Here is a 14290-nt window from a genome sequence, read left to right on the forward strand (position 1 = left end):
TTTTTGTGTCTCGGGGGTTGGAATATCTGCCCTGGGGTCAGCCCTTGAGGATCGACCGACCCGCATATTTTGCTGTGATGCCAAGCGCTTCTTCGATGCGGATCAGCTGGTTATACTTGGCCAGACGGTCCGAACGCGACAGCGATCCGGTTTTGATCTGACCGCAGTTTGTGGCGACCGCAAGATCGGCAATCGTCGTATCTTCGGTCTCGCCCGAACGGTGCGACATCACGTTGGTATAGCCAGCGCGATGCGCCATTTCGACGGCTTGCAACGTTTCCGACAGGGTACCGATCTGGTTGACCTTGACCAGCATCGAATTTGCACAACCGCGCTGGATGCCGTCGGACAGGCGGGCAGGGTTGGTCACGAACAGATCGTCGCCGACCAGCTGGATCTTGTCGCCCAGACGTTCGGTCAGCATCTTCCAGCCGTCCCAGTCGTCTTCGGACATCCCGTCTTCGATCGAGATGATCGGATAATCGGCACAAAGCGCCGCCAGATAATCGACATTTTCCGCGCTGCTCAGTTTCTTCTGCTCGCCAGACAGGACATATTTGCCCTCGTCATAATACTCGGTCGCGGCACAATCGAGCGCCAGATAGATTTCCTCACCCGGTTTGAACCCGGCTTTTTCGATGGCTTTCATCACGAAATCAAGCGCTTCGCGGGTGGAGCTTAGGTTTGGCGCAAAGCCGCCTTCGTCACCGATTCCGGTTGAAAGCCCGGCGGTGGTCAGCTCTTTCTTGAGGGTGTGGAAAACTTCGGCCCCCATGCGGATAGCTTCGCTGATGTTGGATGCCGCAACCGGCATGATCATGAATTCCTGGATATCGATCGGATTGTCCGCATGTTCGCCACCATTGATGATGTTCATCATCGGAACAGGCAGGATACGCGCGGACGTGCCGCCGATATAGCGGAACAGCGGTTGCGAACAGTAATCTGCGGCGGCTTTGGCGGCGGCGATGGACACGCCGAGGATCGCGTTCGCGCCCAGCCGTTCCTTGTTGTCGGTGCCATCCAGCTCGATCATGATGCCGTCGATTTCGACTTGCTCTGTCGCATCGATGCCCACCAGCGCTTCGGCGATTTCGCCGTTTACCGCCGCGCAGGCTTCCAGCACGCCCTTGCCCATATAGCGGTCCTTGTCGCCATCGCGACGCTCGACCGCCTCGTAGGCACCCGTAGATGCGCCCGAGGGCACGGCCGCACGGCCCATGGTGCCATCTTCAAGCGTGACGTCGACCTCGACGGTGGGGTTGCCCCGGCTGTCCAGAATTTCGCGGGCGTGGATGTCGATGATGGTGCTCATGGTCGGAATATCCCTTTGCGGATGGCGGTTTGGTCGGGTTTTAGCGTGATGATGGGAGGATGAAAAGCGCTTCAACCCTCGAGTTTTACTTTGCGTTCACGCCATACCGTATAGATGCCTGACGCCACAATGATGGTTGCGCCAACATAGGTCAGCATATCGGGCCTTTCGCCAAAGATCGTGATGCCGACCACCATGGCAAACAGCAGGCGGGTATAGCGGAAGGGCGTGACAAAGCTGATCTCGCCCACGCGCATCGCCGCGACGATCCCGTAATAGGCGACCATGCCGATCGCAAGGGCGGCCCCCATGAAGGCGCATTGCAGTCCCGTCATGGGGGTGAACGATGTGCCTGTACCCAGCATGTAGACAAGGCTTGCAGGAATAAGGGCAGCAAAGGCCAGAAACGACAGTTGAAAGCTCGACGTACTTTTGGGCACGCGCCGGGTGGCCAGATCGCGCAGGGACAGGCCAAAGACGCCCAGGACGGCCAGCAATGACAGGGCCTGAAAGCTTTCCATGCCGGGACGGATGATCAGGATCACGCCGAACAGACCGACCAAAATCGCGCTCCACCGCCGCCAGCCGACCGGATCGCCCAGAAAAAGTGCTGCACCCAGGGTGACGACCAGCGGCGTGGCCTGCAAGATCGCCGAGGCGGACGAGATCGGCGTCAAGACGATCGCGGACACAAAACCCAGCGTCCCGATGATTTCACCCAGGGCCCGCAGCACGATCGGCGGGGTCAGCATGGCGCGCTCGAACAGCGGCTGTTTCTTTGCGACCATAACAGAACCGAAGCACAGCGATCCGCCGACGCCCAAGATAAAGATGATCTGACCGATGGGAATTTCGGAGCCCATCAGCTTGATGAACATGTCTTCGATCGCAAAGCCCAACATTGAAAGGACCATGAGGATTGCGCCGCGCAGATTGTCCATGTGGATGCCCCGTATCAAGAATTTTTCCAGACCCATGCCGACTTGCTGCGCGATGTGCAAGAGCGGCGGCATCTGGTCGTTTGACGCGGCGGGTGCTAGCACGGGCGTCATGAAATGGCCCAAACCCCCGTCCGATCTGATGACAACTGCGCTGACAGTTTGCGTGGGAACCTTGGGGGCGCTGCTGGGGTGGGCCGTTGGTGCGCCGATCTATCTGTTGGTCGGGCCTGCGGTTCTGGTGTCTCTGGCCGGTTTGGCGGGGCTCAAGATGGGCATTTCGCTGTCGCTGCGCAATGCGTGTTTCGTGGTGATCGGGCTGGCCGTCGGGGCGGGGTTTGACCGCAGCGCGCTGGATGCGATGATCCGTTGGCCCTTGGCCTTTGTCGTCGTCCTGGTGATGATCTGGGTGATGATGGTGTTCAGCCGCTGGCTGCTCAGCCGGTTTTTCGGCTTCGATCGGCGGTCGGCTTTGCTGGCCGCGGCCCCTGGCCATCTGAGCTTTGTTCTCGCCATGGCGGCAGAGGCAGGGGATAATGTCGTGCGCGTGTCTACGACGCAATCGGTGCGCCTGTTGTCGCTCACTTTGGTGGTGCCGTTCGTGGCGCTGTCGATGGGGGTTGATCTGGGGGGATCTATCGTGCCGCAGGGGGCCTTGATGGGCGCGGGGCTGACGGTGGTATTGCTGGCGCTCGGCGTCGGGGCAGGGCTGCTGCTTGGCCGGTTGAATGTGCCCGCGCCGATGCTGATCGGGCCGATGCTGGTGTCATCGCTTGGCCATCTTACGGAAACCGCGCCGGGGGTCTTGCCGATGTGGCTGGTGCTGCCTGCCTATCTGGTGTTGGGCGCATTGATCGGTACCCGGTTTTCCGGTGTCAGCATGGACGATCTGAGCAAGGGGCTGGCCGCAGGGCTTGCCGTGACGGGGGTGGCCGTCGGCCTCGCCCTGCTTGCGGCGGTCCCGGTCACGCTGGCGCTTGGTGCACCGTTGGCGCATGTCCTCGTGGCCTTTGCACCGGGGGGATTCGAGACGATGATTGCCATGGGCGCGGTGCTTGGCGTGGTGCCGGGATTTATCGCGGCCTGCCACATGATGCGTATCTTCGTGCTTAGCGTGCTGTTGCCGGTAATGCTGGCGCGCAGCGGCCCGCGTTAGGCAAGTTTGACGCGAGCGGTTGACTTTGCCCGTCAAAGCGACCATCTGGGGGTCAAGCGATCCTTCTGCCGCGTGAGCAGTCAGCCCTTTGACCCAAGCGGTCATCATATTGCTGAGAGAAAAGGCCGCCGATGTTCCCAAAATCACGCGTGGGGCCAAACGCAACAGACAGGGTGTTGGCATTAGGCTGGCCCCTGCGATCTGCTTTGCGTCCCTCGCGGTTCAGCCCCATTCCGGGGTGCCGCGTGATTTAGACAGGTCCGGCAGTCTTGCCGTGGCCTTCGGAAAGACGACAGAATATGAGCGATTTTGAAATGATGGGCCTGCCGCGCCGTCTGGTCAAAGCATTGACCAACATGGGTATGACAGACCCGACCCCGATCCAGAAACAGGCGATTCCCCATGCCATGAACGGCCGCGACGTGATGGGCCTTGCCCAGACCGGCACCGGCAAGACCGCAGCTTTCGGCGTGCCTTTGGTTGCCCAAATGCTTGAGATGGAAGCCCGCCCCGAACCGCGCACCGTGCGTGGCCTTGTGCTGGCCCCGACCCGCGAACTGGCCAACCAGATCATGGAGAACCTCAAAGGCTTCTGTGAAGGCACGCAACTCAAGGCGATGATGGTCGTGGGCGGTCAGTCGATCAACCCGCAGATCAAGCGCCTTGAACGCGGCGTTGATCTTTTGGTCGCCACGCCGGGCCGTTTGCTGGACCTGATGGACCGCCGCGCCGTGCTGCTGCACAAGACGACTTTCCTCGTTCTCGACGAAGCGGACCAGATGCTCGACATGGGCTTTATCCACGATCTGCGCAAGATCGCGTCGGTGCTGCCCAAGGAACGTCAGACCATGCTGTTCTCGGCGACAATGCCCAAGCTGATGAACGAGATTGCCAACAGCTATCTGAACAGCCCGATCCGCATCGAAGTTTCCCCTCCCGGCAAGGCGGCGGATAAGGTGACGCAAGAAGTCCATTTTATCGCCAAAGCCGAGAAGAAGGCGCTGCTGATCGAATTGCTGGCCAAACACACCGAAGAACGTGCATTGGTATTTGGCCGCACCAAACACGGCTGTGAAAAGCTGATGAAAGATCTGGTCAAGTCGGGTTTTAAGGCCGCGTCGATCCATGGCAACAAAAGCCAGGGCCAGCGCGACCGTGCGATTGAATCCTTCAAGAAGGGCGATATCACCGTGCTTGTGGCCACCGACGTGGCCGCGCGCGGTCTGGACATTCCGGATGTGAAACACGTCTACAACTACGAACTGCCCAACGTGCCCGACAACTATGTCCACCGCATCGGCCGGACGGCCCGCGCGGGCAAGGATGGTGCCGCAATCGCCTTTTGCGCCCCTGACGAGATGGGCGAATTGAAGGACATCCAAAAGACCATGAAAATCGCGATTCCCGTCGCCTCTGGGCGTCCATGGGAACCGATGGAAGAACCCGCCAAGCCCAAGGGGCGCGGTGGCCGTGGTCGCGGTGGCCGTCCCGGTGGCAACGGTGGCGGTGGTCGTCCCGGTGGGGGCGGTGGCGCGGGCAAGCCCGAAGGCGCATCGCGTCGTCGTCGCAAGCCCAGCGGTGGCGGTAATGGCGGCGGTCAACGCGCCGCGTGACCCTGACGATCCGTAAACTGACGCTCGGCGTCCTTTACCTCGCGGTGGCACTGCTGATTGCAGTGCCGCCCGTGGTGATGCTGATGTCAACTGCCGCGTGCGCCGACCCGGACTGCACGATCACATCACGGCAGTTTTTCACGGCTGACGCGGCGCTGATGTGGCTGCTGCCCTTCAGCATCGCCGCGGTGCTTATTGCACTGGCCTTCAAATTGAAAAACCGCCGCTAATCATTTCCAAATGGTCTAAAATCCTCGCCCGCAGGGCGAAACCGGCACCCGTCGCCCCAAGTGCTACGGTGCAGGGGCAGAGGTTGCCGCGTCTTGGTGGCGTACGACGCGCCCCAACACCAACATCAGACAGAACCCGACCGCAGCCAGCACGACCACGGATGCAATCAGCGGCATGATCGTGCCATTGAACAACAGTCCGATGGGCGACGCAATCACGGCGGCAAGGACGGTCGACACAGCCCCGATCACCGACGCCGCCATGCCCGCGATATGGCCCATCGGCTCCATCGCGAGGGCATTCAGGTTTCCCATGACCAGACCTGCCTGGAAAAACAGGCACGCCTGCCAGACCACGAAAAAGTAAAAACCGAAAGGTTCAGGCAAATCCCCCAAACCAAAGCCCAGCATGATCCCTGACAGGATGATCTGCGCCGCCAGCGTTATCGTCACCAGCCGTTGCATGCCGTACCGCACGACCAAAAGCGCGTTCAGCAGGCTGGACGTGCCGGACACGATCGCGACCACCCCGAACCAGAAGGGGAAACTGGCAGCGCGGTCATAGACCTGGTCATAAATGGGCTGCACCAGCATCAGCGTCGCGAACAAAATCGCCATCGCAAGCGTCTGCACCATGATCGACAGGCAGACCATCGGATTGCTGAATACTTCCTTCAACGCGCGCCAAAGCAACGGCAGACGCAAGGGCCGCCGGTCGGGTTTGAGCAAGGTCTCGGGCAGACGCGCCCACAGCCACATCATCAAGATCACAGCGAACACCACGAAAGCTGCGAAAATCCCGCGCCAATTGGTGAAGCTGACGATCACCGCGCCCAAGGCCGGGGCAAAGGCGGGCACGATCACAAAGATCATCATCACGAATGACATGATCTTGGCCATCTGCCGACCCGAAAACAAATCGCGGATGATGGCAAGGGATACGACGCGCGGCCCGGCGGCTCCGATGCCCTGAACCACCCGCGCGGCCAGCATCACCTCGAGCGTTTGGCTGGCCCACGCGACGAAAGCGGCAAGGATATAAAGGGCGACACCGGCATAAACCACATTCTTGCGACCGAATGTATCAGACAGGGGCCCCATGAAAAATGTCCCCAGCCCAAGGCCGAAAACGAAAGATGTCAGGATCAACGGCACGCGTTCAGGCGTGGCGGGGGCCAGATCGGCGGCAATCTGGGGCAGGGCGGGCAGCATCGCGTCAGTGGAAAAGGCAATGGTGGCGAACATCATCGCAATCAGGGCGATGAATTCGGTGCGACCCATCTGAAAGTCGGTACCGTTCGATTGCATAAGGGGGCTCCGCATGTTCCGAGCACCCAAAGCACCCATTTGGCCACGGTTTAGCGGGCAGGCCCTGGCAGCACAATTGGCAAGAACGCACATCGCATGTGAGGCGGTGTCGCCTTAGGCGGATTTGGCGAACGGTTCGACCCATGTGGGCGGCAGATCAGAGGGCAGATGCACGACCTGCACAATCTCGTTCAACGTGTCGCAGCTTGGCCCGACGCCATTGCGCACAGCGAAGACCGCGATGTCGTAGTTCACGATATCGGTCAACCGCTGGTCCCAGCTTTCCAGTGCGATCACCCGCGACACATAGCGGCAGCTTTCCAGCACCGCGCGCCGCGCTTCGAAGGGGGCCTTTGCCTGATGGTCCATCTCGGCGCAAAATGCGTCCGTGGCACAGCCCACGATCAATTCACTGCCAAGGGCGGACAAGCGGCCAAGCCACTGCGCGTGATGGGTGCTGAAACCGTCGAAACATCCATAGGTCAGCACACTGCGCAGCGGCGGCGTGGAAACCGGCCTGACCCCTGTTACCGACAGGGCCGGGGTTGCGGGTAAAGGTGGTCTTGCCCGTGCCGATTGGGCAGCCCCAAAGGCTGTTTTTCTTCGATATATCATTGTGCCCGCTCATCGTTACCCGGGGTCTGCGCCCCTTTTGTAAAAGTGATTCTAAGCGCGCCGTGCCACAAAAGCAAAGCGTTTCTGACACTTGGGAAATGACAGATTTGGCGTCAGCCCTTGGCGCGCAGTTCGGCCAGTACTTGCGTCCATAATTCGGGCGGCTGCGCGCCCGGCACGGCGTGCTGGCCCGCGACGATAAAGGTCGGAACCGAATTGATCCCCATCTCGCGGCTGTGGGCGTCGCGGTCGCGGATCGACTGGATGTCGGCGTCACTGGCCAGAAGCCGGGAAATCAGCGCCGCATCCAGCCCGATGCCATCCGCGATATCGGACAATACTTCCAGATCGCCAATATCGCGCGCTTCGACGAAGTAGGATTTGAACAGGGCCGACACGGCTGCCGTCTGACGCCCCTCGATTCCCGCCCAATGGATCAGACGGTGCGCGTTCAGGGTGTTTGGCGTGCGCTTCATGTCTTCGAAATTGATCGTCAGACCGGCCTTTTTGGCGTGTTCGACGACGGGCGCATAGGCCTTGACCGCAGCTTCCTTACCACCGAACTTGCCCTCAAGATACGCGCGCCGGTCCATGCCACCCTCAGGCATGTCGGGGTTCAGCTGGAACGGATGCCATTCAATGACAAACGGGTGATCGGGTTCCGATGCCAGGGCCCGGTCCAGATGCGCCTTGCCGATATAGCACCAAGGGCAAATCGGGTCGGACATGATATCAAGCTTGATCGTATCGGTCATTTTTGCGCCTCATAGGCCGCACGCAGCGCGCGCCGCAGCAATTTGCCGTTTGCGCCCATGGGCAGCTCCGGCACGTGAACATAAAGGCGCGGCTGTTTGTAGCGCGCCAAGTTGTCCTGTGCATAAAGCGCCAGCGCGGCTTCGTCCAGCGGGGTGTCGGCGGTGTAGAAGGCGGCAATCACGGTGACATCGGCGCGGACTTCGACTTCGGTCGCCCCGACGGCGCTGATGCCGGGGAATTTCGCGAGGCTCTGTTCGACTTCGATTGGCGACACGCGAAAGCCGCCGGCGTTCATCATGTCGTCATTGCGCCCCAGATAGGTGATCTGGCCGTCCTCGCCCATCACCCCTTGATCGCCGGTCAGAAACCAGTCGCCCTGGTATTTCGCCGCTGTCTGTTCGGGCGCACCCAGATAGCCCAGCATCAGCCCCGGATCACTATTGTGAACTGCAATCGTGCCTTCGGTTCCGACCGGGACAGGGCCATCCTCGCCGATCAACGCGATCTGCCGTCCGTGCTGGGGCTGCCCCAGGGTCCCGGACCGTGCGGGCGTGCCGGGGGAGGCCGAGATGAAGGTGGAACATTCCGACATGCCATAGGCCTCGCAAATCGACAGGCCGCTGGCGTCCAGCCATGCGGTGCGAAGGCTTTCGGGCAGCTTTTCTCCGGCACTCAGCCCATGGCGCAGGTTGGAAGGGCTGATATGGGTGTGATGCTTGAGGATCTGGCGGTACACGCCCGGCGCGGCAGCAAAAATCGTCGCGGCGTGTTGTTCCATCAACGCGGGCAGCGCGGCGGGCAGGGTCCCGGCCGCGGGGATCAACGCTGTTGCGCCCATCGTCCAGGGGTCCATCAGGCCCGTCCCCAGCGTGTAGGTCCAGTTGAACGCGCCCGCATGCATGACACGGTCGTCCGGCCGCAGCCCGTACCAGCCGTCGAACATCATCTGCCGCGCCCAGATTGCGCGATGCGCATGCATCACGGCACTTGGTTTGCCGGACGTTCCCGAGGTGTAGATGATATAGCCCAACCGGTCCGGATCGCCCATGTGCCACGCGGCCGGGGGCAAGTCGCGCATGGCGCGCAGCGCATCAAGCGAAACGTTCTGCGGGGTGTCGGGACAGGCCACGTCAGGATCGCGCAGGATCGCCTTGGGGCTGAGCGTGGTAATCATCGCCGCGACTTCGCCTTGCGTCAACGCGGCCGCTGTGGGCACGGGCACCAGACCGGCAGCCAACGCCCCAAGATAGGCCAGCGGGAAATCCACCGTATTGCCAAGGCGCATCAAGACGATGTCACCAAGGGCCAGTCCCAAAGCCAAAAGCCCCGTCGCCGTGCCCCGGACTGCGGCCTCCAGCGCGGCAAAGCTCCAGTCCTCGGACCCTTGCGGACCCAGTACGGACAGGGCCGTCTTGTCCCCCAGGGTTGCGGCCTGCGCCAGAACGTGCGCAGCCATATTGAACGGGGCGGGGCAGGGTTTGAACCCGGGTGCGGCAGAGATCGATATCATGCGCCATCGCTAGCGCGACCTCTGACCCGTTGCAAGCCAGATGGCGCGGCGCTAGAAGCAAAGGCATGTCGGATGCAGCCCCCAAATCCATGATCCAGATCGCCCGCGAAAGCGGCGAAGCTGAAACCGCGCCCCCTGTAGACCTTGGTGCGCGGGTTCGCGAACTGCGCAAAGCCCGCAGCTGGACGCTGGAACAGGCGGCCAATCAGGCGGGGCTGGCGCGGTCCACGCTCAGCAAGATCGAAAACGGGCAGATGTCGCCCACCTATGACGCGTTGAAAAAGCTGGCGGTCGGGCTGGAAATTTCCGTCCCGCAACTTTTCACGCCGCCCTCGGCGGGGCAGATCAACGGGCGCATGGTGGTCACCAAATCGGGCGATGGGGCTGCCAAAGCCACCACGACCTATGAACATGAACTGCTGGCAGATACCCTGCGCAAGAAACAGATGCTTCCCTACCGCGCCCGTATCCGCGCCCGGAAGATGGAAGAATTCGACGGCTGGGTGCGCCACGATGGCGAAGAATTCCTGTATGTGCTGACTGGCGTCATCCAGCTTTATACCGAATTCTACGAACCCGTCGAAATGCGCCGCGGCGACAGCGCCTATTACGACGCCACGATGGGCCATAACGTGATCTCGACCAGCGACGAAGATGCTACCATTCTCTGGGTCACTTCGCTGACGTAATCCGCTGCGCGTGCTTCATTTTGCCAGAAAAACTCTCCCCGAAGGGCCGCTCGGCCGCGCGTCCCAACGGTCGCTTTAATCGTCCAGCAACGCCTTCAACGCAACATGCGCGATGCCAACTGCGGCCAGTTGGACCAGCAGGAACGCCGGAATATGCAACGGATTGATCCCTGCAAAGGTATCTGAAAACCCGCGTGCAAAGGTGACTGCCGGATTGGCGAAACTGGTGGAGGCCGTGAACCAATAGGCCCCGGTGATATAGAGGGCGACAAGCGTCGGCACCGCCTCTTTGTTGGCGCGCAGCCCCCCGAAAATGACCAAAAGCAGTCCGAAAGTCGCGACACCTTCGGAAAACCACTGTGCACCACCGGTGCGGTGCATCGTCAAAGACCATTGAAATATCGGCAGGTCGAACATCGCGTGGGTCGTCCAGACACCGATCAGGCCGCCAATGACCTGTGCAGGGATATAGCCCGCCAAATCACGCAAGGGCAGTTCGCCACGCAGGAAGAACGCCAGTGACACCGCCGGATTGAAATGCGCGCCCGAAATCGGGCCCAGCACGGTGATGATCACATAAAGCATGCAGCCAGTGGCGATGGCATTGGCCAGCAGGGTGATCGCCACGTTGCCTTGCGCAAGCGCGGCCCCCATCACCCCCGAGCCGATCACCGAGATCAGCAACAGCGCGGTGCCAAGCGCTTCGGCAGCCAGCTGCCGTTTCACGCGATCTGCCCACATAGGGTCAGGTGTTTTTGCAGTGCCGCGCGGTCCATCGTGGCCAGAGGGGCCGCCAGAAAATGGTCGGCCCGACGTTTCAGGATCGCATAGGCCTCGGCAAATGCGGCGGGGGCCTCCGTTTCGCTGGCGGCAGCAGGGTCTTCGACCCCCCAATGGGCGCGCAGCGGGGTGCCGGGCCACATCGGGCATGTTTCGGCGGCGGCAGAGCCGCAGACGGTGATCACGATATCCACCGGTGCCGCGTCGTCGCCGCCAAACTCGTCCCAGCTTTTGGACCGGAAGCCGCTGGTGTCATGGCCCAGGTTGCCCAGCAATGTGATGGCATGAGGGTTCACCTGCCCGGCGGGCTGGCTGCCGGCGGAATAGGCCTGGACCACGTCCGCCCCATGATGGTTCAGCAGCGATTCCAACAGGATGGAGCGGGCAGAATTGCCTGTGCATAAAACCAATATCTTCATCGCGGGTCTCCGGACACTGTTTGTTTCTCGTCCCGATGCTTTTGTGCACGGCAGAGCATCATGGCAAGTGAAGGTTTTGTGACACTCAGCTGTCGGGATCGATCCACCAGACTTCGGGCATGTAATTCGGCCCGTCACCATAAAGCGGCACCCGATCGGGATATTTCAGGGCAGCGATATGCGCGATGCGGTCTTGGGTGAACTGCCAGAACGGAATCACATAGCGCCCGGCGGTCAACACGCGGTCCAGCGCGCGGGTGGCCGTGGTAAACTCCTGCGTGCTTTGCGCCCCGACCATCCGGTCGATCAGCGCGTCGATGGCGGGTGATTTTGCCCCCATCAGATTGCGACTGCCCGGCTGGTCTGCGGCCTCGGACCCCCAGTAATAGCGCTGTTCATTGCCGGGGCTTAGCGACAGCGCGCGGCGAAAGATTGCCATATCGAAATCGAACTCGTTGTTGCGGGCTACAAACTGCGCGTCATCCACTGCATCCACCGTCGCCTCGATCCCCAGACGCTTGAGCGCCTGAATATAAAGCTCGGCGATGGCCATGTTTTCGGTGCTGCCCTTGGACAGCAAGATGGCAAAGCGCAGCGGCTGGCCTGCGTTGTCGCGCATGGTGCCGTCCTGCGCGGTAAACCCGGCATCTTCAAGCGCCTTCATTGCGGCGCGGATCCCTGCACGGTTGCGCGCCGATCCATCCGACACGGGCAGGGCATAGCCCTCGATCGTGCCTTCGGGCAGGGTGTCTTTGAACGGGGCCAACATGTCGGCGACCTGCGCGCCCGCTGGCCCCGGTTCCATCGCGAGGGGCGAGTTCGAGAAATACGAGGTGATGCGCGGCTGTGCCCCGCCGGTCAAGGTTTCATTGATATACTCGAAGTTGAACGCGGCAATCAGCGCCTCGCGCACGCGAATGTCATCGAAAGGCCCGCGCCGTGTGTTCATCACAAAGCCGGTCATGCCGGACGGTTTCTGATGCTGGAAGGTGGATTTCACCACCTCACCACGCTGGACCGCCGGAAAGTCATATTGCGTGGCCCAGTTTTCAGCGTTGAATTCGCGGATTGCCGAGATTTCTCCGGCCTTGAACCCTTCGAACAGCACATTGGCATCGCCGTAGAAATCCAGTTTGATCTGGTCAATGTTATGGGTGCCCCGGCGAAACGGCACGTCCTTGCCCCAATAGTCAGGGTTGCGCGTCAGCGTCACCTGACGGCCCGCCTGATAATCGGTGACCCTGTAAGGCCCGCTGCCCATGGGGATGTCGGCAAGCGGCGCATTGGCAAAATCGAGGCCTTCCCATTGCGCCTTGCTCAGGATCGGGCGCATGCCCGCCAACAGCGCCAGTTCGTGGTTTTCCGTGTTGAACGTCATGCGCACGCTGCGCGGCCCGGTCTGGGTCAGCGTATCGATCTGCGCACGCAGACCGTGGTAACGCGGGTGACCTTCTGACCCAAGAAGATCGTAGCTGAAGATCACATCTTCGGGGGTCACGGGGGTTCCATCCGCGAATCGAGCCTCCGGTCTGAGGGTGAATTCCACCCAGGAACGGTCCTCTGCGACGTCTATCGATTCGGCCAAAAGCCCGTAAAGGGTGAAGGGTTCGTCCCATGACCGGCCCATCAGGGTCTCGTGGGTGAAAAAAGGCAGCTGCCAGGGGGCGGTGCCCTTTCGTACGAAAGGATTAAGGCTGTCGAAGCCGCCAGTGTTACCCAGCACGATTGCGCCACCCTTGGGCGCATCGGGGTTGGCATAAGGGAGCGACACAAAATCCTGTGGTAGCGCGGGGGTGCCGTACATAGATATCCCGTACGTCGGTTCCGCGCTGGCAGTACCGGCACAGAGAATCAGTGAAGAAACCGTCGCAACTGCCCGACAGGTTTGGAAAAAATATGAAGCCATTTTTGAAACAATCCCACTCTGCCCTTGTTTTCTTGGTCGAAGTCTTAACGGTGCAAGCAGGGGTTATCAAACTTTAAGCTTGGATTGCGCGGCCATATTGCGTATAAAGATCTCACTGCTCGATAGGTTTCTTGCCTGTATGAAACCTGCCTCAATAACTTAACGTCCGCTTCGTGCGGACGTTTTTTTTTGCCATCGCGCTCGCGAGAGATCGGCAATATCTCGGGCATCCTTCGAGGGATTACCCATTTTCTTTGCAGCCGCCGCACTGCATGATGCGCTCGCAGAAACCGCAGGAGAAGACTATGGCCTATAGCATCGATCTATCTGGAAAAACCGCCGTCATCACGGGATCAAATTCGGGCATCGGCCTCGGGATCGCTTGGGGGCTTGCGCGCGCAGGGGCGGACGTCGTGCTCAATTCCTTTACCGATCGGGACGAGGATCACGCCCTGGCTGAAGAAATCGCGAAAGAGACCGGCGTGAAGGCACGCTATCTGAGGGCCGACATGTCTAAGGCGGATGAATGCCGCCAGCTGATCAAAGACGCGAAGGTCTGCGATATCCTGGTGAACAACGCGGGCATCCAGCATGTTGCCCCGATCCCTGATTTTCCGATGGATAAATGGGACGCAATCATTGCGATCAATTTGAACTCGGCCTTCCATACCTCGGCGATCGCATTGCCGATGATGCGCGCAGCGGGTTGGGGCCGGGTGATCAACATCTCGTCCGCCCATGGTCTGACGGCATCACCCTTCAAATCAGCCTATGTCGCGGCCAAACACGGGATCGTCGGGCTGACCAAAGTCACGGCCCTTGAAACCGCCAAAGAGCCGATCACCTGCAACGCCATTTGCCCCGGCTATGTCCTGACCGATATCGTTGAAAAGCAAGTTCCCGACACGATGAAGGAATATGACATGACCCGTGACGAGGTGATCAAGAACGTCATGCTTGAACGCCAACCCAGCAAGGAATTCGCAACGGTCGAACAACTGGGTAGCACGGCGACGTTCCTGTGTTCCGACGCCGCAGCGCAAATCACCGGCACA

Annotated in this window: 14 protein-coding genes; 5 read left to right on the plus strand and 9 right to left on the minus strand. The window is 60.6% G+C overall.

From position 1 onward, the window contains the following. Positions 1–37 precede the first annotated feature (37 nt). Complete coding sequence (eno, locus tag RGAI101_RS01950; RefSeq protein WP_008227487.1) at positions 38–1315, minus strand: phosphopyruvate hydratase; 1278 nt, start codon at positions 1313–1315, stop codon at positions 38–40. Positions 1316–1386: 71 nt separating this feature from the next. Continuing rightward, positions 1387–2256 (minus strand): DMT family transporter, encoded by an 870-nt coding sequence (locus RGAI101_RS01955; protein ID WP_037228879.1) that lies wholly within the window; start codon positions 2254–2256, stop codon positions 1387–1389. 109 nt (positions 2257–2365) lie between these two features. Here RGAI101_RS01955 and RGAI101_RS01960 point away from each other — a divergent pair, with 109 nt between their 5' ends. The 3 genes from RGAI101_RS01960 (at position 2366) to RGAI101_RS01970 (ending at position 5252) form a co-directional block, all read left to right on the plus strand. Next, a complete protein-coding gene (locus tag RGAI101_RS01960; RefSeq protein ID WP_008226412.1) occupies positions 2366–3409 on the plus strand; it encodes an AbrB family transcriptional regulator in 1044 nt (347 codons plus the stop codon). Positions 3410–3708: 299 nt separating this feature from the next. Beyond that, positions 3709–5022 carry a DEAD/DEAH box helicase gene (locus RGAI101_RS01965; protein WP_008227669.1) on the plus strand — a complete coding sequence of 438 codons (1314 nt, stop codon included), beginning with the start codon at positions 3709–3711 and terminating at the stop codon, positions 5020–5022. Beyond that, positions 5019–5252, plus strand: coding sequence for a hypothetical protein (locus RGAI101_RS01970; RefSeq protein WP_008226514.1), 234 nt, complete (start codon positions 5019–5021; stop codon positions 5250–5252). Before RGAI101_RS01965 ends, RGAI101_RS01970 begins: the two co-directional genes overlap by 4 nt. A 63-nt stretch (positions 5253–5315) precedes the next feature. On the opposite strand, the gene RGAI101_RS01975 is transcribed toward RGAI101_RS01970, so the two are convergent. From RGAI101_RS01975 to RGAI101_RS01990, 4 genes are all read right to left on the minus strand, one after another. Continuing rightward, positions 5316–6575, minus strand: a complete 1260-nt coding sequence (locus RGAI101_RS01975; protein ID WP_254655228.1) for a multidrug effflux MFS transporter — start codon at positions 6573–6575, stop codon at positions 5316–5318. Positions 6576–6674: 99 nt separating this feature from the next. Continuing rightward, positions 6675–7175: an adenylyltransferase/cytidyltransferase family protein gene (locus tag RGAI101_RS01980; protein WP_083791991.1), complete on the minus strand. Its 501-nt coding sequence runs from the start codon at positions 7173–7175 to the stop codon at positions 6675–6677. 113 nt (positions 7176–7288) lie between these two features. Then, positions 7289–7930, minus strand: coding sequence for a DsbA family oxidoreductase (locus RGAI101_RS01985; RefSeq protein WP_008229023.1), 642 nt, complete (start codon positions 7928–7930; stop codon positions 7289–7291). Continuing rightward, entirely contained in the window at positions 7927–9441 is a 1515-nt protein-coding gene (locus RGAI101_RS01990; RefSeq protein ID WP_008226417.1) for a class I adenylate-forming enzyme family protein, read from the minus strand. Before RGAI101_RS01990 ends, RGAI101_RS01985 begins: the two co-directional genes overlap by 4 nt. Positions 9442–9506: 65 nt before the next feature. On the opposite strand from RGAI101_RS01990, the gene RGAI101_RS01995 reads away from it, so the two are divergent. Further along, positions 9507–10130, plus strand: a complete 624-nt coding sequence (locus RGAI101_RS01995; protein ID WP_008229076.1) for a helix-turn-helix domain-containing protein — start codon at positions 9507–9509, stop codon at positions 10128–10130. A 75-nt stretch (positions 10131–10205) separates the two neighbouring features. Here the strand turns inward: RGAI101_RS01995 and RGAI101_RS02000 are convergent, their stop codons facing one another. The 3 genes from RGAI101_RS02000 to RGAI101_RS02010 form a co-directional block, all read right to left on the minus strand. Then, positions 10206–10871, minus strand: coding sequence for an aquaporin (locus tag RGAI101_RS02000; RefSeq protein WP_008225516.1), 666 nt, complete (start codon positions 10869–10871; stop codon positions 10206–10208). Beyond that, the gene (locus RGAI101_RS02005) at positions 10853–11329 is read right to left on the minus strand and encodes an arsenate reductase ArsC (protein WP_008229046.1); all 477 of its coding nucleotides are present in this window, start codon (positions 11327–11329) and stop codon (positions 10853–10855) included. Before RGAI101_RS02005 ends, RGAI101_RS02000 begins: the two co-directional genes overlap by 19 nt. An 85-nt stretch (positions 11330–11414) precedes the next feature. Then, positions 11415–13133 (minus strand): extracellular solute-binding protein, encoded by a 1719-nt coding sequence (locus RGAI101_RS02010; RefSeq protein ID WP_008228390.1) that lies wholly within the window; start codon positions 13131–13133, stop codon positions 11415–11417. 419 nt (positions 13134–13552) lie between these two features. Here RGAI101_RS02010 and RGAI101_RS02015 point away from each other — a divergent pair. Further along, a partial coding sequence (locus RGAI101_RS02015) for a 3-hydroxybutyrate dehydrogenase (RefSeq protein WP_198133719.1) occupies positions 13553–14290 on the plus strand: 738 nt, incomplete at its 3' end.

It is taken from the genome of Roseobacter sp. GAI101 (genome assembly GCF_000156335.1).
Classification (GTDB): Bacteria; Pseudomonadota; Alphaproteobacteria; order Rhodobacterales; family Rhodobacteraceae; genus Sulfitobacter.

Bases quoted from the DNA above. Each gene is read 5' to 3' on its own strand.
- eno (WP_008227487.1), bottom strand. From the start codon at position 1,315: ATGAGCACCATCATCGACATCCACGCCCGCGAAATTCTGGACAGCCGG.
- RGAI101_RS01955 (WP_037228879.1), bottom strand. From the start codon at position 2,256: ATGGACAATCTGCGCGGCGCAATCCTCATGGTCCTTTCAATGTTGGGC.
- RGAI101_RS01960 (WP_008226412.1), top strand. From the start codon at position 2,366: ATGAAATGGCCCAAACCCCCGTCCGATCTGATGACAACTGCGCTGACA.
- RGAI101_RS01965 (WP_008227669.1), top strand. From the start codon at position 3,709: ATGAGCGATTTTGAAATGATGGGCCTGCCGCGCCGTCTGGTCAAAGCA.
- RGAI101_RS01975 (WP_254655228.1), bottom strand. From the start codon at position 6,575: ATGCGGAGCCCCCTTATGCAATCGAACGGTACCGACTTTCAGATGGGT.
- RGAI101_RS01980 (WP_083791991.1), bottom strand. From the start codon at position 7,175: ATGATATATCGAAGAAAAACAGCCTTTGGGGCTGCCCAATCGGCACGG.
- RGAI101_RS01985 (WP_008229023.1), bottom strand. From the start codon at position 7,930: ATGACCGATACGATCAAGCTTGATATCATGTCCGACCCGATTTGCCCT.
- RGAI101_RS01990 (WP_008226417.1), bottom strand. From the start codon at position 9,441: ATGATATCGATCTCTGCCGCACCCGGGTTCAAACCCTGCCCCGCCCCG.
- RGAI101_RS01995 (WP_008229076.1), top strand. From the start codon at position 9,507: ATGTCGGATGCAGCCCCCAAATCCATGATCCAGATCGCCCGCGAAAGC.
- RGAI101_RS02000 (WP_008225516.1), bottom strand. From the start codon at position 10,871: ATGTGGGCAGATCGCGTGAAACGGCAGCTGGCTGCCGAAGCGCTTGGC.
- RGAI101_RS02005 (WP_008229046.1), bottom strand. From the start codon at position 11,329: ATGAAGATATTGGTTTTATGCACAGGCAATTCTGCCCGCTCCATCCTG.
- RGAI101_RS02010 (WP_008228390.1), bottom strand. From the start codon at position 13,133: ATGTACGGCACCCCCGCGCTACCACAGGATTTTGTGTCGCTCCCTTAT.